The sequence below is a fragment of the Montanilutibacter psychrotolerans genome (assembly GCF_003719825.1).
Taxonomy (GTDB): Bacteria; Pseudomonadota; Gammaproteobacteria; order Xanthomonadales; family Xanthomonadaceae; genus Montanilutibacter; species Montanilutibacter psychrotolerans.
The window spans coordinates 66,750-88,515 of record NZ_RIBS01000010.1; the positions used below are offsets into that span (position 1 = coordinate 66,750).

A 21,766-nucleotide genomic window follows, 5' to 3' on the forward strand; every position below is an offset into this window, starting at 1 on the left:
TGGTAACCGATGACGCGATCCGTGGGCTTCCAGCAATCAAGCGGCCACCAGGTTCTCGTACAACTTCTGCAATCGCTCCAGGATGGTCTTGTCAGGTTCCGTGGCGATCTTCTGGATCGCACGGTTGTTGAAGTAGTGCTTGGCGTACACCAGGTCGCCGAAGCCTGCCTCGATCAGACATTCCGCCATGCTGTCGTGCACGTGCCTGGCGAACATGGGATAGAGCTTCTCGATGGCCGGTTGACGGGAGCCGGGGTTGTTCCAAAGCCAGTAGAGCGCCTGCCCCTGCGGGTCGGTGACGAACAGGTTGGGCTGCGCTTCCTTGCCCAGTTGCTTCATCGCCTGGTCGTTGCTGAAGCCGCTGCCTGAGCGTGCATTGCGTTCCAAGCAGTCGAGCTCGTCCGACAGCTTCTGGTAGCGGCCAAAGGCGTGCGAATCGACTGGCACTCCCAATCCCCAGCGCCGGGTCCTGTCATCCGCGGTCTGCCGGTTGTGGTCATGCCAGATGCGCAGCCAGTGGATGAAGATCACGGCGTGACCCTTCTGCTCGCCTTCGATGTCCTTGGGCAGTGTGGTCACCACGATGGGCTGGGCCGGCACCGCGCAGCGCGCTTCCTGCTCGGGTGTGCGGGTGGCCGCGCTGGTGATGCCGCACTCCACCGGCAGACCCATCTGGATGGCCAGCGGCGGAATCTCGCGTGTCTGGGTGACCAGTTGCTTCACGGTGCGTCGGTAGTCGTTGTGGAATTGCTCTACTTCTGGCGGCAGATCGAATGACGCGTGCAATCGAGGGTTGATCTGGCGCAGGCCTTGCAACTCCGGCATCGGCACGCCCGCTCCCCAAGCGCGGTGATACATCATCTGCAGTGGCAGCCGGGACAACTTGTCGGAAACGCCGTCTTCGCCGTCCACCACCCCACCGCCCACGTCTACCTGCGAACCGGGGAACAGTTTTTCCTGTCGAGGGCCGCGGAAGTCGGACGGGTCGGCGCCGATCATGGTGAGCGGCTTGTAAAAGCGCAGCTCGTGCGCCGCGGCGTAGTGCACGCAGCGCTCCACCTTCGGCAGCAACTTCAGGTTCGACGACACGTCGTTGCTGAGCGGGATGTAGCCCGTCAGGAAATTGTCGTCGTAGCGATTGGTGACGCAGTCGAACAGGCCCATGAACTTGATCTGCACCGGGGTCTGTTCGTAGAAGCCGCCAGCGCATAGCTCCTCCAGCAGCCGATTGGAGAACGCCAGTGCAAGACCACCGCCCATGTCGTAGCCGAACAGCGCGACGTGGATTTTGGCAACTGGCGCGCGCTGCCTGGCCGTCCGCACCGCCTGCTCAAAGTCGCGCTGCGCCGAGGCCAGCCGCGTGTCGACACCGGTGTTGAACAGCGCCGCTACCAATGGTTGGTCGCGGACCACACCGACGGATTCGGCAACGTACCCAACGCTGACCTTGACGCCTGCCGCAATGGCCGCCCTTTGCGCCTGCCCTGTCACCGCCTTCCAGGGGTTGCGCATGACATCGCCCCACAGCTGCTGCCACTCACGCCGGAGTCCGCGCACGGCGCGGTTCCAGTGCGTTCTTGGCTTGCTCAGCACGCGCGCCACCTGCCGGCGGGCCCGGCCGGCACCTTCCACGGTCTCGTCCCACACCTCACCGGCGGTCCACACCGCACGGTTGAAGGTCGAGTTGTTGCGGATGCCCTTGCTGCGCTCCCAGGCGTCAGTGGCCGTCTCGACAGCAGTGCTCTTGGCCTTGCCCTTTGCGGCACCCTGGGCCTTGTCGGCAGCCTGATCCACCGCGCGCCCGCCCAGCGCGGCGGCCAGTGCGGCGGTCTCGGGATCGAAGTCCGCCCCGAGGCCGGGGTAGTAGAACGCGCGAATACCTTCGAACTCTATATCGAAAGCTGCGTCGTACAGCTTCACGATGTTTGTCGGCGGTCCGCTTCTATTCGTGTGACCAAACCCATCGAAGAAGAAGCTAACCCAAAGGACCTGTTCGCATGCCGCGCAAAGCTCCTCGCTCTCGGCCTTGATGCGATCGCCCTTGGCCTCGGTGTCACCTCGTGGCAGTTCCATGCTGCTCATGCGCATCTCCTTTGCTTGTTTCACGCACTTGACGAGGTATCAACTCGGGCGCCCCCATGTCATCCACCCATTGCAGCGGGGTGCTGCCGTCTTCCATGAAGTACACACGCAGGTAGCGCGAAGACGGCGATTCCGGCTGAGGGATCGTGACTTGGACGGTGCGCTGCTCGGGTGGAACCTTGGCGTCAAAGTCCTCGGGCGTCTGAACGAACTCCCAGAACAAGCTCACTTGCTTGCCAGGTGCGACATTGCATCCGCAAGAGAACTTGCCGCCGCCTCCCCATGGATAGCCACGCGTACGTCCGGACGGATTGCCCCAGCAACCGGACTTGTTCTCGTCATCCAGCCAGAATTCGTGGATGCCGCGCTCGTTCTGGTTGTACCCGGTGACGCAAACCGTGCGCGATTGCGACAGCACGGCATCGCAGCCCACCAGCCAGAGGAACGCTGTGAGGCCCGTCAGTCGAAGCAGGCGATGCATTCTCATACTCGACTCTCTCGTTTTCGAGGTATCAGCTCGGGCGCGCTCATGTCATCCACCCATTGCAGCGGGGTGCTGCCGTCTTCCATGAAGTACACACGCAGGTAGCGCGAAGACGGCGATTCCGGCTGAGGGATCGTGACTTGGACGGTGCGCTGCTCGGGTGGAACCTTGGCGTCAAAGTCCTCGGGCGTCTGAACAAACTCCCAGAACAAGCTCACCTGCTTGCCGGGCTCGACATTGCAGCCGCACACGAAGCCGCCCCCCCCACCGAACACCTGGTCGACATCACGCCCCGGCGGGTTGCCGTGACAACCGGCCTTGTTCTCATCATCCAGCCAGTACTCATGGATGCCGCGCTCGTGCTCGTTGTAGCCCGTGACGCATACCGTGCGAGATTGCGACAGCACGGCATCGCAGCCCACCAACCAAAGGAACGCTGTGAGGCTAGTCATTCTCAACAGTCGAAGCATGCTCATACGTCTCCCTTGCTCATCTCGGGCACTTGGCTAGGTATCAATTCCGGCGCACCCATGTCGTCCACCCACTGCAACGGGGTGCTGCCGTCCTTCATGAAGTACACGCGCAGATAGCGCGACGTCGATGATTCCGGGTGAGGGATGGTGACCAATGTGGTGTGCTGCTCAGGGGGAATCTTGGCGTCGTACTCATTCCGAGTTCGACTGAATTGCCAGAACAAGCTCACCTGTTTGCCCGGTGCGACATTGCATCCACAAGAGAACTTACCGCCCCCTCCGAACACCTGGTCGACATCACGCCCCGGCGGATTGCCATGGCAACCGGCCTTGTTCTCATCATCCAGCCAGTACTCGTGAATGCCGCGCTCGTACTCGTTGTAGCCGGTGACGCACACCGTGCGCGATTGCGAAAGCACGGCATCGCAGCCCACCAGCCACAGGAAGGCTGTGAGGCCAGTCAGTCGCAACAGACGATGCATTCTCATATTCGACTCTCTCGTTTGCGAGGTATCAACTCGGGCGTCCCCATGTCATCCACCCATTGCAACGGGGTGCTGCCGTCCTTCATGAAATACACGCGCAAGTAGCGCGAGGACGGCGATTCCGGCTGCGGGATCGTGACCTGGACGGTGTGCTGCTCGGGAGGAATCTTGGCGTCGTACTCCTTCCGCGTTCGACTGAATTGCCAGAACAGGCTCACCTGCCTGCCCGGCGCGACATTGCAGCCGCAGACGAAACCACCGCCGCCGCCCCACGTATTCGTAGGCTTACGTCCAGACGGGTTGCCTCGGCAGCCAGAGCTGTTCTCCTCATCCAGCCAGAATTCGTGGATGCCGCGCTCGTTCTGGTTGTAGCCGGTGACGCACACCGTGCGCGATTGAGACAGCACTGCATCGCATCCAGTCAGCCACAGCACCGCGGTCAGGCCGGCTATCCGCAATGCATGCCAGGCATGCCTCATGGCAAGGGTTCGCCGTAGCGGTTCGCATCTGGGTTGCCCGCACTCAGTCCGTTGAAGCCCAACGCCACGATGATGCCGACGACGGGCAACAAATGGATCAGTGTCCACCAACCAGACTTGCCCACGTCATGCCAGCGCTTTGCGCTGACAGCAACGATGATCCACAACAGTGCGGCCTGCACCGTCAATGCCCAGATCACCACCAGTGGCGAAGGCGAGTCCGGCGTGACGGCGTCACCCAAACCGGGGATGAGGATCAGCATGGCTACCGCGAACCACCAATGGCGCCGACGCACGCGGCCCGTGAACGAAAACAGCACTTGGGTAAAGGTCACGTGGCCTCCTGGATCGTAATCATGCCGTAGACAACTCGCGCCACTTGACGATGGCGTCAAGCATGGCGTCTGGATCGTGTTTGTGCTCTGCGATCAACTGCTCAACCGCTGGATCGGGCGGACGCTCAGGCAGCGTGTCGGCCACGACCGCGGACGCCTGATAGATGTTGGCCTCGTCGGTAACGTCGTGCCGATCGAACATCGCCAGAAGCAGGGCCGCGTGGCGATAGGTGGCGAACGGATCCGCGTTGACCGCCAGCCGGCGATTGGCTGTCAGCCGAGCGATCAGGCGATCTGGCCGCCCCATCCGGTCCAGATGCCGAAGCTGATCGGCGCTCAAGGTCGCCATCGTCAGCAGATCGGTTGTTGGCTTTGGAACGTCGTGACCGGCCCGGACCGCAACCACGCTGCCGGTTCGATCCACATGAATCCAGTCGGAAACCGGAGATAGCCATTGAATGCGTTGCCTGCCGAACAACATCTCGGCAAAGGCGGCAAGTACCGCCGAATCGTAGAGCCTCAACAAGCCTCGCTGGTTGTTGGGCAGACGCACCAGGCAGCGGCGATTCAATGCCCGGGTCAACTGCTCCATGTCCATCGCACTGGACAATGCCGCAAAAGCGAATGGCCGCCTGTGGAGATGGCGCTCCACCAAGTTGCCGATCCAGGGACCATCAAGGTCGATCAGATGGGCGCAGACTTCCGGATGACTGGCTTCTGGCTGATCCCAAAGCAGGTTGCTCGTCGCACGGTGCTCGGCCAGTTCTTTCCAAGGCATTGCGTTGGCGGGCAGCTGCGCGGCATCCACCAACAGGTACCGGCGCTCTTCTGCGTTCTTGCGTGAGTTGCTCTCCATGACTGCTTGCCAGCGCTCATGCAATGACGGCTCCATGGTGCTCATCCTCGCGAAGCGACCGCTTCATGCCGCTTGGCCAGTTCGCGCATGCATTCGATGCAGACCGGCTTGTCGGATGACGGAAGCTGCACTCGCGCCGCACTCGCGCTCTTGGGCCCGGTCCACTCCTTCTTGCTGGCCTTGAACTCGATGGTGCCGGGTGCGCCCAGTTCGATGTTGCCGCCTTCGAGTTTCAGGTAGGCGCCGGCCGCGGTGACCAGCACGTGTTTGCTGGGTGCTGCGATGCTGACGTCGGCCTCGGTGCTGGACAGGGTGACGTTGAGCTGCGCGGCAACGCGGGCGATTTCCTTGTGCGCGCGGGCGCTGACCGCGCCTTGTGCGGCGTGCAGGGCAATGCCGCGCTCCTGGTTGGGCTTGCCCGCGGGCGCTTGCCCGCCCTGGGTGAACAGCACGATGCCACCGGCCGCTGCGTGCACCGTCTCGCCCTGGCTCAGCCATTGCAGGTCGCCGTCGGCGGCCAGCAGGGTCTGCGTGCCCGATACCCACACCTGGTCGGCCGGGGTCACGCTGACCAGGCCCGCCGGGCTGCTGGCGACGATGGCCGAGCTGGACCAGCCGGGCACCTCGCCGTCGCCGCCGCCGATGCCGTCGCCGGGGGCGCTGCCGCTCTGCGTGGCCTTGAGGGTTTCGGCCGTGGTCGCCAGGGTGGTCTGCACCGGCAGGTCGCCGCTGTCGTCGGGGAGCCCGGCGGTCTGCGCACTGGCCGCGCCGGCCAGCGACTGCACCAGCTGCGTCGACTTGCCCAGCTGCGATTGTGCGCCGCTGGCGGCCATCTGCTCGCGGCCGGGCTCGGTGCTGATCAACAGCCCGGCGCCGGCGCGCAGCGCGCCGCTCGCCCGCGTTGCCAGTTCGGCACCGAAGCCGCGCTCGGCCCCGCGCAGGTTGTCTTCGCCGCCCTTGAGGTGGCCCAGGTTGAGTTCGCTGTCGTGCTGGGTGGTGGTGGCCTGGGCGCGGCCCTGGCCGGGCGTGTCGTCCAGGCGCAACTGCTGGTAGCCGCCGCTGCCGCCCTGGCTGTCGGCCAGCGCCTGGCTCTTGAAGCCGGTGAACACCGGCGCGTGCGCGTTGCCGTCGAACCACGCGGCCGCATTGCCGGTGGCACCGGCGGCCCCGCCGGCCACCCGGTTGTGTGCGGCGTCGGTTTGTCCGCGACCGTTGTAGACCGCGCCGATCACCACCGGCCGGTCGATGTCGCCTTCCAGGAACGCGACCAGCACTTCCTGGCCCTTGCGCGGCAGCAGCACGCCGCCCCAGTTGTCACCGGCCCACGGCGTGGCCACGCGGACCCAGGTCCAGGCCGCGTCGTTGCCCGGCGCGTTGTCGTCGCCGGCCGGGTGCGATTGGCGGTTGCTGGCGTCGCCGCCGCGCTGCCAGGCGAACTGCACCTTGAGGCGGTGGTCGCGATCGGTCTGCAGTGGCGTGCCGTCGCTGACCACGATCGCGGTCTGGGTGCCGTGCACGGTCGGCTTGGGGTGCCGACGCAGGCCGTGGCCGTCGACGGTCTGCGGCCGGTACGGGACTGCCGCGGGCAGTGCGTCGAAGGCGTTGCGGTAGAAGTCGGTGGCGGTGTCGTCGTCGGTCCCGTCCGACAGGCCGTCGTCGGCCGGCGCCGCGCCGCCGAACGCCTCGCCCAGCGGCAATGCCGGCAACCCGACCAGGCCCAGCTGCGCCTCGACCTGCTCGAACACCTCCGCGCCGAGGTTGTTGCGTGCGCGGTGTTGCACGCGCAGGCAGTGGAACGCCGCGCCCTCGTGGTTGGGATGCTGGCGCAGCACGAAGCGCGCGCCGGGCGCGAGCACGCGCCAGCTGCCGCCGCCGTGAACGCTGTCGGCGGCGACCTGCAGGGCTTCGAGCTGCTGGCGCGCGTAACGCGCGCCGGTGGCCGCGTCGGGCCAGGCGTACGGGCCGGCGGTGTCGACGTCGGCCATGGCCACGCCGCCGTGCTGGGTGCCCTCGGCTTCGCTCGGACGCAGGCCGCGGCTGCGGTAGTCCCAGCTGGCGCGTTGCAGACGCGTGGTCTGCCAGCGCCGCGTGGACGACCAGTGCTGGATGCTGTCGCTGCGCTCGGTGGCATCGCTGCGGTGGAAACGCACCGCACCGGCATCGACGAACGCGTCGTTGTGGTCGGCCAGCACCAGGGTGTGTGTGCCCAGGCTCTCGCCGCCGGTGTCGCCGCGGTGCTCGAACCAGTAGCCGATGCCCTCCTCGGCCAGCACGCGCTCGACGAACGCCAGGTCGCTTTCCTGGTATTGCGTGGTCAGGCTGCGCTTGCGGTACACCGACTGGTCGGCCAGCTCCCAGCGCCAGGCCGGCGCCAGCTTGCCGGCATCGGCGTAGTCGGCAAACACCGACTCGACGATCTCGACCACCGTCATGTCCTGGAACACGTAGCTGTCGATGCGCTGGCGGGCGAACGCGAGCCACGGCTCCAGCACCAGCCGGTAGCGCGCCAGGCCGCCGTTGCTGCCGAGCCGCTCGAAGCGGGTGACGTGCGCGTGGAACGGCCGCAGCTGCGTGCGCGACGCGTCGGTCAGCAGCTCCAGCAGCACCGGCTGGCCCAGCAGCTGCGCCAGGTCGATGTGGGCATCGACCGACAGCGCCGTCAGCTCGAGGCGGAAGCCGGCCTCGACATGCGCTCCGGGCGACAGCGACTCGACGCCATCCAGCGTCTCGGCGACCAGCACGTCCGGGCCGAGTGCGCTGTGGAATCGAAGCAGTCGATCAACGTGTTTCGGTCCGCCGACCATTGCGGTCAGCAGGTGAGTCATCGCATCCATGCGTTAACGCTCCTGGGTCCGGGGGAACCCGGGAGCGACAATACCGACGCCCCACAATTGTTCAATGGGCGCGCGGCCCATCATTGCGTAAGTCTTTCCCTACGCATGACGCTGCGTCTCATCCTGTGCAACTGGCGCCCCCTACAATTCCTTGCTCGATGCGGAGATCGCAGCAGCCTCCGGTCGACGCATGCCCCACCCCACACACCGGAATACCGATGACCGACATTGCCATCCTCACCCCCGATCCCACCGACACCTCCTTCGAAGCCCTCTGGCACGGAGTGCTCGATCGCCTGCGCGCTGCGCTGGCCACGGCCGGCGTGACCGCCACGCCGACGCCCTGGACGGACCACGTGGACAACGGCGACGCGCTGGCGCGCTACCCGCTCGTGCTGCCGCTGCTGGTCTGGGGCTACCACTACGACCACGCGCGCTGGCTGCAGGCGTGCCGCACGTGGGAAGCCGCCGGCCTGCGGCTGGCCAATCCCGCCTCGGTGCTGGGGTGGAACTCGGACAAGCGCTATCTGGCACGACTGGCCGATCGCGGCGTTGCCATCCCGTCCACCGTCTGGACGGACGACGTAACGCCGCAGCAGCTGGAGGAGGCTTTCGCGTCCACCGGCGCCGAGCAGCTGATCGTCAAGCCGGCGGTGTCCGGTGGCGCCTGGAAGACGCAGCGCCTTCGCCGCGGCGACGTGCTCAACGAAGCGCCGCATGGCACCGCGATGATCCAGGCCTACCTGCCCACCATCGAGACCGAAGGCGAGACCTCGCTGCTGTACTTCGGCGGGCGCCTGAGCCACGTGGTCAACAAGCGCCCCGAGTCGGGTGAGTTCCGCGTGCAGACGCAGTTCGGCGGCGTCAACACACTGCTGGAGACGCCCCCCGCCGGCGCGCTGGCACTGGCCGAGCAAACCCTGGCGGCCATCGAGACGCCGGTGCTGTACGCACGCATCGACGTGGTCCCCGACGTCGACGGCCGCTGGCTGTTGATGGAGGCCGAACTCATCGAGCCCGACTTCTTCCTCAACGCCGATCCGCAGGCCGGCGCGAGGTTTGGTCGCGCGGTGCGGGAGTTGCTGGACGCCACGACAGACTCGCCCCACATCGCGATGGCCGCCGAAGCCGTCTAGCCGCCACGCCGTCATCGCGCGGCGCCGGCAGAAAGTGACCACTGGCACTGCAGTGCCATTCGGCATCGGTCCTCAATAGGGCACGGAGTGCACGCCACCCCGTTCGTCGGTCTTCGCGCGCCACTGCTGGCGCGCGAAGACCCCGCCTTGTTGATCCGTAGCCGCCAGCGGCTCGGTCCGGCCCGGATGCTGGTCATGAATCGTCTCGCCAATGCGCTGTTCGCCCTCGTCCTTGCCGCCACCCCTTCCCTGGCATGGAGCCAGAACGCCCGGGGTTCACTGGACGTTCGCTGGAACGCGGGCGCTGCCGACTGCGCCGCAAGCCCGCAGGCGCCGTTGCAGGTGCACGCGTACGAACCCAACACCATCATCCTTCGGCAGAGCCCGTGTTCGGAGTTCGAGGCCGGCTTCCTGTACCTGCTGATCGGCAGCGACCGGGCGCTGTTGATCGACACCGGCGCCGTGGCCGATCCGTCCCGGATGCCGCTGGCGAAAACCGTCGCCGACCTCCTGCCCAACGTTGGCGATGCGAAGCTGCCACTGCTGGTGGTGCACACGCACGGTCACGGTGATCACGATGCCGGCGACAGCCAGTTCGCCGCGTGGCCTGGGGTGAAGATCGCGCCCGGGGAGTCGGCGCCGTTGCGGACCTTCTTCGGCCTGTCCAATTGGCCCGATGGCATCGCGCATCTGGACCTCGGCGGCCGGGTGGTCGACGTGATACCCGCGCCGGGGCACCACCCCAATCACCTGGCCTTCTACGACGGCAACACCGGGCTGCTGTTTTCCGGCGACTTCCTGTTGCCCGGACGGCTGATGGTGGACGACCTGGCGGCGTATCGGGCCAGCGCCAGGCGGCTGGTCGACTTCGTGCGGACTCGGCCCGTTGCCCACATCCTGGGTGGGCATATCGAGCTGGACGTCGATGGGCAACTCTACGCCTGGGGCTCCACCCACCACTCGAACGAACGCCCGCTGGCGATGCAGCGCGCGGACCTGCTGGCACTGCCGGCCGCGCTGGACGGCTTCAACGGTTTCCATTCGCGGCACGCCAGCTTCGTGCTCACCCATCCCATTCACAACCTGGTGGCGATGGCCGTCAGCGTCGTCGTCGCGCTGTTGCTGATGGCGTGGGGGCTGCGCGTGCTGTTGCGGCGACGCCGTGCACGAGCGAACGGACGCGCCTAGGTTGCCCTGGGCGACGCGGCGACCAATCGCTCGTGCGGGCGAGGCGTGTCAACGCGGATGCAGCCACGCCGGCAACAGGCTGTACGGGTCGACGCGAACGCTCTCGTCGAACGCGACGCCCTGCTCGCGAAGCTGCTGTTGCAGGCGACCGTCCTTGAACATGTCCAGCGTCTCGGTGCAGCCGCCGATGAACTGCCCGCCGAGGAATACCTGCGGAATGGTCTTGCTTCCCGTGCGGGCGGCGAGCACCGCGCGGATCTGTCCGCCGCGGTCGCCCTGTTGGTACGCAGTGGAGTCCAGGTCGACGGACCGGTACGGGATGGCGCATTGCGCGAACAGCTTGCGCAGCGACCAGCAGAACTCACACCACTCCAGCGCAAACAGCACCAGCGGCTGCGCCGTGTCGTCGAGCAGTTGCGCGACAAACGCTTCCACATCGGCCGACACCGCCGGCGCGGCGACCGGGTCGGGTGTGCCCCCCGCTGCGGCTGGTGGTGGTGGTGGCGATGGCGCGTCGAATCGACAGCTCGGTGTCGAGCGCGAGAGTTCCAACTCTTCGGCCGACATGTCCGCGCTCACGCCTTCGAACAGCGGCGTGCTGAGGTAGCGCTCGCCGGTGTCGGGGAGCATGCACAGCACGGTGGCACCGTCGTCGGCCTCGGCCGCCACCTGCAGCGCGCCGGCCAGGGTGGCGCCGCTGGAGATGCCGACGAAGATGCCTTCACGCTGCGCCAGCTCGCGCGCCAACCGGACCGCATCGCTGCCGTTGATCGCGAGGATGCGATCGACGAGGTTGGCCGCTACCGCGTCCTCGGTCAGCTTGGGAATGAAATCGGGCGACCAGCCCTGCATGAGGTGCGGGCGGAACGCGGGGTGACTGTCGCTGGGCGTGCCGTCGGGCCGGCGCGCCTGGGCGATGCCGCTGCCCAGGATCGGCGAATTGTCCGGCTCGCAGACCACGATCTTCGTGTCCGGTCGTTGCGCCTTCAGCACCCGCGCGACGCCCTTGAGCGTGCCACCGGTGCCATAGCCGGTGACCCAGTAATCGAGGCGCTCGCGGGCGAAGGCCTGCAGGATCTCCGGCGCGGTGGTGCGCGAGTGCATGTCGGCGTTGGCTTCGTTGTCGAACTGCCGGCACAGGAACCAGCCGTGCGCGTTCGCCAGTTCCACGGCCTTGGCCAGCATGCCGCTGCCCTTCTGCGCCGCGGGCGTGAGCACCACCTTCGCGCCGAGGAACCGCATCATCCTGCGGCGCTCGACGCTGAAGTTCTCCGCCATCGTGACCACCAGCGGATAGCCCTTCACCGCACATACCATCGCCAGGCCGATGCCGGTGTTGCCGCTGGTGGCCTCGATCACCGTCTGCCCCGGCGACAGCGTGCCGCGTCGCTCGGCGTCCTCGATGATGCCCAACGCCAGCCGGTCCTTGACCGAGCCCATGGGATTGAACGCCTCGACCTTGACGTACACGTTGACGCGCGGCGGCGCCAGGCGGGTCAGTCGGACGATCGGCGTGCGCCCGACCGTCATGAGGATGTTGTCGACCTTCGCGTTTCCAGGCTGGCCTGGCATGGGAGTGTCCTCCGCGATCGGCGGCGCACAGCCGATTCGCGGCGCCGCAGACGCACAGTCGACCCGTCGGCCGGGCCTGTCAAATCGCGGCGGCATGCCGCGAGGCGGGGCGCGCGCTGAGCCCCGCGCCATGCGGCTTTCGCGACCGGCCAGGCAAGCGCGTTGGCGTCCGGTGGCACCCGGGAGCAGTTTGGGGCGCGGTCACCGGTTTGGTGGATGTTCCGGCAAACCGGGGGCGACCCGGTGGACTGTCAGATGGATCCGGCAGGTGGTCACGAGCGCATCATAGTGGGGACATCAGCCTCGAATCGGCAGTGCGTCGCCCATCCCATCCTGCGGCACGACGGGCGGCCACTCGGGCACAAGGCACACCATGAGCTCCGACTCGTCGATCCTTGCAACGCTGTCGCCCGTCAACGCGGCGACGCTGGCCGACGCCATCCTGGCGTTGCACGTCGGGGTGGTCGCGTTCGTCGTGATTGGCACCGTGCTGATCCTGATCGGCGGGTGGCGTCGATGGGACTGGGTGCGCGGCTTCGCGTGGCGCGTCGCGCACCTGCTGCTGATGGGCTTCGTCGTCGTGCAGACCTGGCTGGGCGAGCAGTGCCCGCTGACGGTGTGGGAGCAGGCCTTGCGGCGCCGCGCCGGGCAGCTCATCCACGACGATACCTTCATCGAACACTGGCTGTCGCGGCTGATCTTCTTCGAAGCCCCGTGGTGGGTCTTCGTCGTCGCCTACACCGCCTTCGCGGCGCTGGTATTGCTGACGTGGCGGCTGGTGCCTCCGCGGCGCGATGCGCGCAAACGCAGAACGGATTGAGCGTCGCCGTACCCGTCCTGCATTCGGCCCTGCAGAACGCTTAGCGCGGAGGCATCCCGCGCGTGGGCAGGGTCAGCACGCCAGGGGACGAAACCATCTGCGTGATCTGTACCGTGAACTGCTGGCAGAGCATGGCACGGTGCGAGGCGTCGCCGACCGAATCGTAGAACCGGTTGCCTTCGTCGGCACCCACCTGGAACTCTCCGTTGACGTCCACAGCCTGCCCGGCAGGAAGCGTCGCGTTGGCCGCGTTGGCCTCCACCTCGAACTTGGCCTTGTGCCTGCGCAGCAGTCCGGCGTCGATGCCGCATCGCGACCCGAACTGGTGGCTCAGGCCGGTTGCCTTGGCGATCGAAACAATGGCTTCGTCCAAGCCATGCTCTGCCGCGAGCGCGGACGGTACCGACATCAGGGTGAGGGCAAGCAGCAGGAATCGCATCGGCTTTTCGCTTCCGGGGGAGGTGGTGCGGATAGTGTCACTCGGGCCCCTGGTGGTGAACAGCAGGATGCGATCCGGATTTCGCAGGCGCGCCCAGACGCCCGACGCCCGGTGGCTACTGCGAGATGCGGTACGCGCTCAGCGTGCCGGGCTCCCAGTTGGGCACCAGCAACAGGTCGCCGCGCAGCAGGAAATCGTTCCAGTAGCGCTTTTCCTGGCGCGTATCGAGCAGCGTCGACGAGGTGCCGTCCGCGCGCACGTGAAACAGGCGCCCGGGCCACTCGCTGACCAGGAAGCTCCCGTCGTCGAGCGCGGCGATGCCATCGGCATCGGCCAGTCCCTGCGCAAGCGTGCGGATCTCGCGCGTGTTCCAGTCCACGGCCAGCAGGCGACCGCGCATCGTGGTCACCAGCAGGCGATCGGTCTGCGCCAGCAAGCCGTTGGCGCTTTGCAGCAGCTCGTGTTCCAGCCAGACGTCCATGCGGCCGTCCCGCCAGGCGTAAATGCGCGAGCGCGCGGAATCGCTGACCAGGATGCCGGCGCCCGGAGTTGCCACGACGTCGTTGAGAAAGCCGGCGCCCGGCGCGTCGTGGCGCGCGACGAGTCGGCCGGTAGTGGCATCGATTTCGGCCAGCACGGTCACATCGGACACGAACAGCCGGTTGCCAACCAGGGCCAGTCCCTTGGGCGCATCCAGCCCCGTTGCCCATTCGCGTTGAAGCAGGCGTCCATCGAGCGCGACCCGCGCGATGAAGCCGTTTCCATCGCGTGCATCGCCCTCGCCGTTGACATTGGAGACGTACAGAAAGCGTCCCGTCGCATCCGGCACCACGCTTTCGGGATTGGCCAGGCCGATCGTGCTCCACAGCGCCTCCAACTTCGGCGGGCCGCCGCTGGGTGCCCTCCCCGCGCAGCCGGCGAGCAGCGTTGCTGCGATCAGGGCCAAGCCCAGCATCGCCGGGTCCGCTTTGCGCATGAGCTGTCGACGCATGGTCGCGGCTTCGTGTTCGAACGTCAGGCTATGACCCGCGCGCCTGCCGCGGCAAGTGCTTGAAGTGCTGCCGGGATGTCGCCGGGTTGGTGAAGGCCCGGGGCACTCCGCGGCGATGAGGTTGACTCGAATCGTGCCGGTCACGGCCCGTCGCCGCGCAGCGCGCGGAACACCCGAACGATCCCGGCGGCACTGATGGCCACGTCCTCTGCCGACGTGGCCCAGTTCGACACCGAGATGCGCATCGCGGCCAGGTCGTGCCACGTGGTGCCGCCCAGCCAGCAGGTGCCGTCCTGTTGCACGCCGGCGATCACCTGGCGGGTGAGTTCGTCGTCATCGCCGAATCGCACCAGCACCTGGTTCAACACCACGTCGTTGAGGACCTGCACGCCGGCTTCGTCGGCCAGGATCTCCGCCATCTGGCGCGCGCGGGCGCAGTTGCGGTCCACCAGTTCCTCGACGCCCTCGCCGCCCAACGCACGCAAGGTGGCGTACACCGGAACGCCGCGCGCGCGCCGCGAGAACTCCGGCACCCAGTCCACCGCATCGCGCTCGGGCCCCTGGGTCTGGACCAGATAGGCGGCCGTGGATGTCATCGCCGCGCGGTGGTCGTCGGCGTGCCGGACGATGGCGACGCCGCAGTCGTACGGCACGTTCAACCATTTGTGCGCGTCGGTGGCCCAGGAGTCGGCCAGCTCGATGCCATCGGCCAGTCCACGGAGCCCGCGGCTGGCGCGCGCCCACAGGCCAAAGGCGCCGTCGACGTGCAGCCACGCGCCGTGGGCGCGGGTAAGCGCGGCGATGTCGCGCAGTGGATCGAACGCACCGGTGTTCACATTGCCGGCCTGGGCGCAGACGATGGTCGGCCCCTCCAGCGTGGCCAGCAGTTCGCCAAGGCGATCGGCGTACATGCGGCCCTGCGCGTCGGCCGGCACGCGTCGTATGGCGTTGGTGCCAAGGCCCAGGTAGCGCAGGGCGACATCGATGGTCACGTGCGACTCGGCCGATGCCACCACGTTCAAGCGCGGCGCGCCGTACAGGCCATCGCCTTCCACGTCCCAGCCCACGCGCCGCAGCATCGCGTGCCGCGCCGCGGCCAAGCAGGTGAAGTTGGCCATCTGGCAGCCCGTGGCGAACCCGACGCTCGACTCGCGCGGCAGGTCGAACAGCGCCAGCAACCACTGCCCCGCCACTTCCTCGACCACCGACACCAGCGGCGAGATCACGTAGATGCCGGCGTTCTGGTCCCAGGTCGACACGAGCCAGTCGGTGGCGAGCGCGACCGGGTGGCTGCCCCCGATCACGAACCCGAAGTAGCGCGGCGAGCTGCACGCTCCCGCGCCGCGTTGCGCCTGTGCGGCGAGCAGGTCGATGACCGCCGCGCCCGGCTCGCCGCGCGCCGCCAGCGGCTGGTGCAGCGCAGCGAGCAGTTCGTCGCGGCTGGCGCGCGCGAGTACCTCGCGATCGGGCAGGAGCTGCAGGTAGTCGAGGGCATGCGCCTGCGCGCGTTCGAGCAGCGGGGGAAACCGGTCGTCGGCCATGGCGGCGGCCTCGATGGGGGCGAGGGAAGGACAGTGTGCGCCCAGGTGCAGGACGGCGAAACCGGCTGCGCTTCCGTGCTCGCCGTCTCGGCCGATCGGCGCCGTTCGCACCCGTCGCGAACGGATGCCCGGGCTAACCGGCCGGTGGGTTTGTCGACGAATCCGCCACCTGCGACGGGCTGACCCCCAGCACGCGACGCATGCAACGGGCCATGTGGCTGGCGTGGCTGAAGCCTGCCTCCAACGCAATCTCGCCGAGGCTTCGCCGCCCTTCCAGCAAGCGCGTCCTGGCCCGTTCCACGCGCCGTTCGAGCACAAACCGATGCGCCGGCATCCCGACGGCTTGTTTGAACAACGGCTTGAAGTGCGAAAGGCTGAAGCCGGCCACGGTCGCCAGCTCAGTGAGCGTCAGGTCTGCATCCAGGTGCGCCTCGATGTACTCGATGACGCGGCGCAGGCGCCAGGCGGGCAACGCGCGGGATGACGGGGTTGAGGTGCCGCGCGATTGCAGAGCAAGCAGGCGCGCGGCAAGCGCGGAGGCGAGGCTGTCGGCGAACAGGCGGCCACCCGGGTACGCGTCGTGGTCTTCGGCCTGCATCATCCAGCCGATGCGCTCGACCTGGGGATCGCGCACATGGATCGACGGCACGAGCTCGGCGCTTGGCGTGCGCAGCCCCATGGCATCCGCGGTCTCCAGCAACAGCGACGGCGACAGCCGCAGCAGCAGCGATCGCGCCGGCCGCGACACGGTCCAACGGGTCGACAGCCCCGACGGCACGACACAGTACTGGCCATGGAGCCGCACGCCCTGCCGCTCGTAGTTGCCCGCGCGGTAGGACACCGGGACCGGATCGCCGAGGTGCAGGCAAAGCACATGCCGATGGTCCACCGGCGACTGGAACACACCCGTTGGCACGGGTGAGGTCAGCACGTCCAGGAGGGGCGGCATGCCGTTGGCGCCGACGCTCGACAGCGACGCGGCCGGGGGGCTGGGGTAGCACGCGGGTCTGTCGGCCATCGCACGATCCTTCTATGCAACCGGGCCCGGTGCATGTGCCGAAATTCATCCCTGCGTGCCCGGCATCGGCCGTTTGTGCGCATCAGTCGGCAGCGGCGCTGCCAGCATGCCGGCATCAATCGCAAAGGCGCTCGCCGGATGGAGACTGGGCATGAAACGTAGACAGTTCATGGAATTGGCCGTCGTCACGCTGGCCGCCGGTGCCGCCGGCGCGTGCGTGCCGCTGGCGGGCACGCGCCTGGGCATCGCGGCCGCCAGTCGGTCGCGGCCGACGGATGCCGTGGCGTTTCGTGCAGCGAGGCGATTTGCCGATCTCCCGTTCGGCAAGATCGCCTACGTCGAGCGCGGCACGGGCGATGCCGCCTTGTTCCTGCACGGCGCGCCGCTCAATGGATTCCAGTGGCGCGGCGCGCTCGATCGGTTGTCTCCCTACCGACGCTGCGTCGCACCCGACTTCATGGGCCTGGGTTACTCGCAGGTGCCCGAGCCGCAGTCGCTCGCGGCCGATGCACAGGTCGCGATGCTCGCGGCGTTGCTCGACTCGCTGGCGATCGACAAGGTCGACATCGTCGCCAGTGACAGCGGTGGCGCGGTCGCACAGTTGTTCGTGATCCGGTATCCCCAGCGCGTCCGCACGATGCTGCTGACCAACTGCGACGTCGAACCCGACAGCCCCCCGCCCACGATCATGCCGATCATCGAGATGGCGCGCGCGGGAACGCTCGCGGACGACACGGCCCGCTGGATTTCCGACAAGGATCTGGCGCGCTCGACCTTCGGCGCCGCCGTCTTCCGCGACCCCAGCGGTTTCGCCGACGAGACCATCGAGTACTACATCGCGCCGCTTGTCAGCTCACCGCTGCGCCGTGCGCAGTACCACGCGTACCACAGCGCGCTCGAGCCCAATCCCTTGGCGGGCATCGAAGCCTCGCTCAAGCGCAGCACGGTCCCGGTGCGGATCGTGTGGGGCGCCAGTGACGACATCTTCCTGCAGTCGGATGCCGAGTACCTCGATCGCATGTTCCCGCGTTCCCAGGGCATCCGACGCATTCCTGGAGCGAAGCTGTTCTTTCCCGAAGAGTTCCCCGACGTCATCGCCGAAGAAGCGCAGCGCTTGTGGCGCGTGCCTGCGTAGCGGCGCGCAACCGTGTCGACGGCGGCTCGATAGAGCAAACGCGGCGCGAAATCCGTGACCAGAATCGACAAAGCACGAAGCACCCAACGGCCCATCGCGAAAGTGCATCTGCAGTCGAGGTTCCGACACGTTCTTGAGGCGATCGCTGCACGGCGTGCAAGCATGCTCGCGCTGTTCGAAACCTACATCCGCGATAAGGAGATTGCCTTGAAAGTTGAAATCGTAGTGCCCGGGACACCGCCCATGCGCACGCTGCTCACGCGTGTCGTATTGCTGGCCGGTGGCGTGCTTGCCCTCTCGGGCTGTCCCAACGTTGTTACGCCTCCCGCAGATGCCGTCGCGTCTTCGCAGAATGCGTCAACGGCATCCACGTCCCTGCTCGCTTCCTCGCCGGCGGCCTCCGTCGTCTCCACGTCTGCGATGCCGCTTGCCAACGGTGCGCAACGGCCGGGTTCAGCGGATGCGAGCGGCAAGCGCGTTGCGCTGGTGTCGTCGTGTTCCAAGGTGCAGCAGCGCGGTGTGACCTTCACCCTGGACCGCGCGTATCCCTGCGGCCAGTTCGCCAACGGCGATTACTGGGTCACGCCGACCACGGGCAGCCTCGACAAGGTCAAGGTGGTGTCGATCACGCCCGCCTACTTCTATGACTCGAAAGCGAGAGCGCACCGCAACGGTCTCGAGGTCAATCCGTCCCGGGTCGATCGCCACGGCTTCGACTCCGATGCCACCAATTTCGATGCCACCCTCATGCGCGCGGTGCCGTATTCCGCCGCGCCCAACGAATCCCTCGTGAAGGCGGTGTCGCTCCTCGGCCACGACAAGACCAATCTCGACACCGCGGTAGTGCTCACGGTGCTGTCGGCCGCGCCACCGGACGGTGGCAGCACCGTGTTCCGTCCTCCCTACTTCGGCCGAAACAAGCCGCTGTACTCCACGAACGGGCTTCGAGTGGACCGGTTGCCGACGTTGCCGGGGCTGCCGGACATGCCGACCTTGGGCGAGCTGTCCGCACGATTTGCTCCGGTGCAGCTGGATCACCAGCGCTACTGGAGTGCCGACCAGATCCATCCAAAGCAGAACATGCCCGACTACGGCGCCGTGATCGCAATGGACACCGCGGTCGCCTCGCTTCGCCTGATGCTGGAAGGCGACCCCGCCGAGCGTCGGCAGTTGGCGATCCACCTGACGCAGTACGGCATCGATCTGGACGCCGCGATGCAGGGCGGGTTGCACTTCAATGCCGACGGTGGTCACCGACACGGCAGGAAGCTGGTGCTGTCCCTGGCTGCGCTGATGCTCGACAACCCGACGATGGCCGCGCGCGTGCGTGATTTCCAGTTGGGCACCTATCAGGAAGACGACCAGCTTCATGTCGGTGCCGGCTCCGGTTTGGTGCTGTTCGGCAGCCCCTGCTCCGCCGCGGATTACTGGGAAAACCAGATCACGGGCAACAACTCGCGCGATTGCCGGGACCCGTATGGCTACATCGACGGTGGTCAGCAACCCGGCGACTACTACCAGTGGTGCTGCACGGCCAAGGCGTACAAGGCCACCGCGCTGGCGCTGCGACTGATGCCGGCCCTGCGCTGCATCTGGACCGACGACAGGATCCTGCGCTACGCCGACCGCTGGGTGGCACACGGCGCGTGGACGCAGCCCGATCCCTATCAGCCCCGCGGCAACGGTTCGCTCGACAGCAATCCTGCCGACGGCACCGGACGCTGGCCGGACGCGCACGGCGCCGCACGTGATGACGGTGCCTACGCCAACGATTTCGCCGATGCGATGTGGACGGCGTACCGGTCCCAGGCCAACAACGTGTCCAGCTGTCCCTGACGTGAAAGGTCGACCGCCAGCGATTGCCATCGCTTGAATCGACGGCAGGTCGGGGCCGTCGCCGGGGCTAGAATCTCCCCGGTGACGGCCCTGTTGGACTCTGCCCTTGGACATCTTCGAAACCACGCTCCCCGGGCACGTCGTCAGCACCGACGTGAGCCGCATCCAGATCGATGACCTTCACGATTTCCTCGACCAGCACAGCACGTGGGCGCGCGGCATTCCGCGCGAGACGGTCGGCAGGGCCATCGCGCATTCGCTGAACTTCGGCATGTACGAAGACGATGACGCGGCGCGGATGGTCGCGTTCTGCAGGATCGTCACCGACTACGCGACGTTCGGGAACCTCGTCGATGTCTTCGTGGCGCCCGATCGCCGCGGGCGGGGGCTATCCAAGCTGCTGATGTCGGCGGTGATGGCGCATCCGATCGTGTCCGGGTTGCGGCGCTTCACGCTGGCGACCAACGACGCGCACTCGCTGTACGCGAAATACGGTTTCACGCCGCTGAACTCGCCGGAAACCTTCATGGAAATCTACCGGCCCGGCATCTATCGGACTTGATCCAGTCCGGCGAGAGAAGGCGCAACTACCGGGGTGGAGCAACGCCGTTCCGTCCGTCTCTGTACGCTCCCCTCAGGCCTGTGGCAGCGTCAATCGCCCCGGCCGCGGCACGTGCCACGGCTGCAGGCCCAACGCACGTGCGAACGGATGCGCCACGCGGCCAGCGCCCAACGCCAATCTGCCCGTCCGCCCGGTTGCGACGAACCCGGACACGATCGCCTCGGAGTGCGGCAGCATCTGCGACAGGTACGAATCCTGCGCCGCGTTGCTGTCGAACTTTTCCACGTGCGGCCAGGTCGTTTCGATGGATTCCAGCAGCGCCAGCTCGGTGAGCAGTCCGGGACTGTACCGCGCGCGCGCTGGATGCCAGCCGATCTTGAATGCACTGAGCGTGCGCCCGACCAGCAGGTTGCTGCTGGAGCCCACCACCTCGTCCCCGGCCAGCACCTCGCTGAAGACGACCGCGCCGATCGCATCAAAGCGTTCGACCAACTCGCGGAAGAACGCCGTGGAGGCCGGGCAGCTGAGCATCGAGCTGCCGCGCTCGCCCTTCCAGCCGTGATGCTCCAGCGAAAGATGGCGTTCGGTCGCCGCGCGCAGTTCCGGCCCCGCCCTTACCAGGCGCGACGAGTACGGCGCCTGCTCCGCGAGGCGGCGACGGTGCCGGCGCAGCGACTTCAGCAACTTGTGCGATATGCCGTCCACCGCGGTAGTGTCCGGCGCCAGGTGGAGGATCGGCCGCGCGAAACGCGACAACTCACGCCAGGCACCGCCGGCGTCGCAGGCGGCCCGGCGCAACGCAGCGAATCCATCGTCGTCCTCGGGCACCGCCCGCAGCGCGATCGCATGACCGCGCAGCGGCCCGTATCGCGTCGCGGCCAGCAAGGCATGGGCCACCCCATCGGCTTCGTCGGGTGCGACCAGCAATCCCGTTCGGAACGAATGCAGCGTGCAGTACGCCAGAAGGTGCGGCACGGGCGCGAATGGATTGGGCCTTTCGGCACTGAAACAGCCCACGCCCACCAGCTCACGCCCGCGCTGGAACAGCGCCACGCGCAGTGGACGCGGCGACAGCCAGCGCGCCGCGGGAACAATGAACTGTGGCATCAGGAACGGCGTCGCCTCGCGCGCGCGCTCACCCAGCTCGCTCCACGCTGCGTACGTGTGGGCATCCAGGTCCTCGATTCCCCCCCACCGAACCGTGATCCCCATTCCCGGTCCTCGGGGCCAACCCAGCGGGGCCCCTTCTCCAGTGGAAACGCGTCGCGGCCTTTGCGGCGGTCGTGCCCGACGACAGGGCTCCGTAGGGCGCATTAGCCGAAGGCGTAATGCGCCGGATGAAACGCGCGACGAAGATCCAGCCTCCTCGCAAGCAAATTCGGCGCAATGCCCTTCGGTTATTGCGCCCTTGTATCTTCAACCCACCAGCGATGGGCTGGTGATCCGGGGGCACTCGGATCGGTGCAGGGAGAGACTGTTTGCGCCCTGAGACTGCGAGTC

At 67.1% G+C, this 21,766-nt stretch carries 20 protein-coding genes and 1 pseudogene; 6 read left to right on the forward strand and 15 right to left on the reverse strand.

Annotated elements, in window-relative coordinates:
• Positions 1 to 36: 36 nt before the first annotated feature.
• From EER27_RS15615 to EER27_RS15650, 8 genes are read right to left on the reverse strand one after another with little or no spacing between them, the layout of a single operon-like run.
• The gene (locus EER27_RS15615; protein WP_123089091.1) at positions 37 to 2,082 is read right to left on the reverse strand and encodes a phospholipase effector Tle1 domain-containing protein; all 2,046 of its coding nucleotides are present in this window, start codon (positions 2,080 to 2,082) and stop codon (positions 37 to 39) included.
• A complete protein-coding gene (locus EER27_RS15620) occupies positions 2,054 to 2,563 on the reverse strand; it encodes a DUF3304 domain-containing protein (RefSeq protein ID WP_123089072.1) in 510 nt (169 codons plus the stop codon). The genes EER27_RS15615 and EER27_RS15620 overlap by 29 nt, the downstream gene beginning before the upstream one ends.
• Positions 2,564 to 2,565: 2 nt before the next feature.
• Complete coding sequence (locus EER27_RS15625) at positions 2,566 to 3,018, reverse strand: DUF3304 domain-containing protein (RefSeq protein WP_123089092.1); 453 nt, start codon at positions 3,016 to 3,018, stop codon at positions 2,566 to 2,568.
• 20 nt (positions 3,019 to 3,038) lie between these two features.
• Positions 3,039 to 3,521 (reverse strand): hypothetical protein, encoded by a 483-nt coding sequence (locus tag EER27_RS15630; protein ID WP_223807373.1) that lies wholly within the window; start codon positions 3,519 to 3,521, stop codon positions 3,039 to 3,041.
• Between the two features lie 2 nt (positions 3,522 to 3,523).
• Positions 3,524 to 4,003 (reverse strand): DUF3304 domain-containing protein, encoded by a 480-nt coding sequence (locus tag EER27_RS15635; RefSeq protein WP_123089074.1) that lies wholly within the window; start codon positions 4,001 to 4,003, stop codon positions 3,524 to 3,526.
• Positions 4,000 to 4,338, reverse strand: a complete 339-nt coding sequence (locus EER27_RS15640) for a DUF805 domain-containing protein (protein ID WP_123089075.1) — start codon at positions 4,336 to 4,338, stop codon at positions 4,000 to 4,002. The genes EER27_RS15635 and EER27_RS15640 overlap by 4 nt, the downstream gene beginning before the upstream one ends.
• 19 nt (positions 4,339 to 4,357) lie before the next feature.
• A complete protein-coding gene (locus EER27_RS15645; protein WP_190285833.1) occupies positions 4,358 to 5,230 on the reverse strand; it encodes a DUF4123 domain-containing protein in 873 nt (290 codons plus the stop codon).
• 5 nt (positions 5,231 to 5,235) lie between these two features.
• Complete coding sequence (locus EER27_RS15650) at positions 5,236 to 8,028, reverse strand: type VI secretion system Vgr family protein (RefSeq protein ID WP_123089077.1); 2,793 nt, start codon at positions 8,026 to 8,028, stop codon at positions 5,236 to 5,238.
• Positions 8,029 to 8,246: 218 nt separating this feature from the next.
• Here EER27_RS15650 and EER27_RS15655 point away from each other — a divergent pair, with 218 nt between their 5' ends.
• Both EER27_RS15655 and EER27_RS15660 read left to right on the forward strand, forming a co-directional pair.
• Positions 8,247 to 9,164, forward strand: coding sequence for an ATP-grasp domain-containing protein (locus EER27_RS15655; protein WP_123089078.1), 918 nt, complete (start codon positions 8,247 to 8,249; stop codon positions 9,162 to 9,164).
• Between the two features lie 195 nt (positions 9,165 to 9,359).
• Complete coding sequence (locus EER27_RS15660; protein WP_190285834.1) at positions 9,360 to 10,352, forward strand: MBL fold metallo-hydrolase; 993 nt, start codon at positions 9,360 to 9,362, stop codon at positions 10,350 to 10,352.
• A 48-nt stretch (positions 10,353 to 10,400) separates the two neighbouring features.
• Here the strand turns inward: EER27_RS15660 and EER27_RS17405 are convergent, their stop codons facing one another.
• A complete protein-coding gene (locus EER27_RS17405) occupies positions 10,401 to 10,919 on the reverse strand; it encodes a glutaredoxin domain-containing protein (RefSeq protein ID WP_223807375.1) in 519 nt (172 codons plus the stop codon).
• A 6-nt stretch (positions 10,920 to 10,925) separates the two neighbouring features.
• Positions 10,926 to 11,924 (reverse strand): annotated as a pseudogene (gene cysK, locus EER27_RS15665) (cysteine synthase A); the annotation flags it as partial.
• A gap of 373 nt (positions 11,925 to 12,297) precedes the next feature.
• Between cysK and EER27_RS15670 the strand changes: the two are divergent.
• On the forward strand, positions 12,298 to 12,744 hold the full coding sequence (locus EER27_RS15670) for a DUF2784 domain-containing protein (RefSeq protein WP_123089081.1): 447 nt from the start codon (positions 12,298 to 12,300) through the stop codon (positions 12,742 to 12,744).
• 40 nt (positions 12,745 to 12,784) lie between these two features.
• Here EER27_RS15670 and EER27_RS15675 read toward each other — a convergent pair whose 3' ends face one another.
• From EER27_RS15675 to EER27_RS15690, 4 genes are all read right to left on the reverse strand, one after another.
• Positions 12,785 to 13,183, reverse strand: coding sequence for a hypothetical protein (locus EER27_RS15675; protein WP_123089082.1), 399 nt, complete (start codon positions 13,181 to 13,183; stop codon positions 12,785 to 12,787).
• Positions 13,184 to 13,298: 115 nt separating this feature from the next.
• A complete protein-coding gene (locus tag EER27_RS15680) occupies positions 13,299 to 14,174 on the reverse strand; it encodes an SMP-30/gluconolactonase/LRE family protein (protein WP_148041053.1) in 876 nt (291 codons plus the stop codon).
• Positions 14,175 to 14,314: 140 nt separating this feature from the next.
• On the reverse strand, positions 14,315 to 15,715 hold the full coding sequence (locus tag EER27_RS15685) for a pyridoxal phosphate-dependent decarboxylase family protein (RefSeq protein ID WP_123089084.1): 1,401 nt from the start codon (positions 15,713 to 15,715) through the stop codon (positions 14,315 to 14,317).
• Between the two features lie 133 nt (positions 15,716 to 15,848).
• The gene (locus tag EER27_RS15690) at positions 15,849 to 16,733 is read right to left on the reverse strand and encodes a helix-turn-helix domain-containing protein (protein WP_123089085.1); all 885 of its coding nucleotides are present in this window, start codon (positions 16,731 to 16,733) and stop codon (positions 15,849 to 15,851) included.
• Between the two features lie 151 nt (positions 16,734 to 16,884).
• Between EER27_RS15690 and EER27_RS15695 the strand changes: the two genes are divergently transcribed.
• The 3 genes from EER27_RS15695 (at position 16,885) to EER27_RS15705 (ending at position 20,266) form a co-directional block, all read left to right on the forward strand.
• The gene (locus EER27_RS15695; RefSeq protein WP_123089086.1) at positions 16,885 to 17,868 is read left to right on the forward strand and encodes an alpha/beta fold hydrolase; all 984 of its coding nucleotides are present in this window, start codon (positions 16,885 to 16,887) and stop codon (positions 17,866 to 17,868) included.
• 420 nt (positions 17,869 to 18,288) lie between these two features.
• Complete coding sequence (locus EER27_RS15700) at positions 18,289 to 19,704, forward strand: hypothetical protein (protein WP_123089087.1); 1,416 nt, start codon at positions 18,289 to 18,291, stop codon at positions 19,702 to 19,704.
• Between the two features lie 106 nt (positions 19,705 to 19,810).
• Positions 19,811 to 20,266: a GNAT family N-acetyltransferase gene (locus EER27_RS15705; RefSeq protein ID WP_425480855.1), complete on the forward strand. Its 456-nt coding sequence runs from the start codon at positions 19,811 to 19,813 to the stop codon at positions 20,264 to 20,266.
• 72 nt (positions 20,267 to 20,338) lie between these two features.
• Here EER27_RS15705 and EER27_RS15710 read toward each other — a convergent pair whose 3' ends face one another.
• A complete protein-coding gene (locus tag EER27_RS15710; protein ID WP_190285835.1) occupies positions 20,339 to 21,478 on the reverse strand; it encodes a GNAT family N-acetyltransferase in 1,140 nt (379 codons plus the stop codon).
• Positions 21,479 to 21,766: the final 288 nt, after the last annotated feature.

Excerpts from the sequence above, each read along its gene's own strand:
- EER27_RS15615 (WP_123089091.1), bottom strand. The coding sequence starts at position 2,082 with ATGAGCAGCATGGAACTGCCACGAGGTGACACCGAGGCCAAGGGCGAT.
- EER27_RS15620 (WP_123089072.1), bottom strand. The coding sequence starts at position 2,563 with ATGCATCGCCTGCTTCGACTGACGGGCCTCACAGCGTTCCTCTGGCTG.
- EER27_RS15625 (WP_123089092.1), bottom strand. The coding sequence starts at position 3,018 with ATGACTAGCCTCACAGCGTTCCTTTGGTTGGTGGGCTGCGATGCCGTG.
- EER27_RS15630 (WP_223807373.1), bottom strand. The coding sequence starts at position 3,521 with ATGCATCGTCTGTTGCGACTGACTGGCCTCACAGCCTTCCTGTGGCTG.
- EER27_RS15635 (WP_123089074.1), bottom strand. The coding sequence starts at position 4,003 with ATGAGGCATGCCTGGCATGCATTGCGGATAGCCGGCCTGACCGCGGTG.
- EER27_RS15645 (WP_190285833.1), bottom strand. The coding sequence starts at position 5,230 with ATGGAGCCGTCATTGCATGAGCGCTGGCAAGCAGTCATGGAGAGCAAC.
- EER27_RS15650 (WP_123089077.1), bottom strand. The coding sequence starts at position 8,028 with ATGGATGCGATGACTCACCTGCTGACCGCAATGGTCGGCGGACCGAAA.
- EER27_RS15655 (WP_123089078.1), top strand. The coding sequence starts at position 8,247 with ATGACCGACATTGCCATCCTCACCCCCGATCCCACCGACACCTCCTTC.
- EER27_RS15660 (WP_190285834.1), top strand. The coding sequence starts at position 9,360 with ATGAATCGTCTCGCCAATGCGCTGTTCGCCCTCGTCCTTGCCGCCACC.
- EER27_RS17405 (WP_223807375.1), bottom strand. The coding sequence starts at position 10,919 with ATGTCGGCCGAAGAGTTGGAACTCTCGCGCTCGACACCGAGCTGTCGA.
- EER27_RS15670 (WP_123089081.1), top strand. The coding sequence starts at position 12,298 with ATGAGCTCCGACTCGTCGATCCTTGCAACGCTGTCGCCCGTCAACGCG.
- EER27_RS15675 (WP_123089082.1), bottom strand. The coding sequence starts at position 13,183 with ATGCGATTCCTGCTGCTTGCCCTCACCCTGATGTCGGTACCGTCCGCG.
- EER27_RS15680 (WP_148041053.1), bottom strand. The coding sequence starts at position 14,174 with ATGCGTCGACAGCTCATGCGCAAAGCGGACCCGGCGATGCTGGGCTTG.
- EER27_RS15685 (WP_123089084.1), bottom strand. The coding sequence starts at position 15,715 with ATGGCCGACGACCGGTTTCCCCCGCTGCTCGAACGCGCGCAGGCGCAT.
- EER27_RS15690 (WP_123089085.1), bottom strand. The coding sequence starts at position 16,733 with ATGGCCGACAGACCCGCGTGCTACCCCAGCCCCCCGGCCGCGTCGCTG.
- EER27_RS15695 (WP_123089086.1), top strand. The coding sequence starts at position 16,885 with ATGAAACGTAGACAGTTCATGGAATTGGCCGTCGTCACGCTGGCCGCC.
- EER27_RS15700 (WP_123089087.1), top strand. The coding sequence starts at position 18,289 with ATGCCGCTTGCCAACGGTGCGCAACGGCCGGGTTCAGCGGATGCGAGC.
- EER27_RS15710 (WP_190285835.1), bottom strand. The coding sequence starts at position 21,478 with ATGGGGATCACGGTTCGGTGGGGGGGAATCGAGGACCTGGATGCCCAC.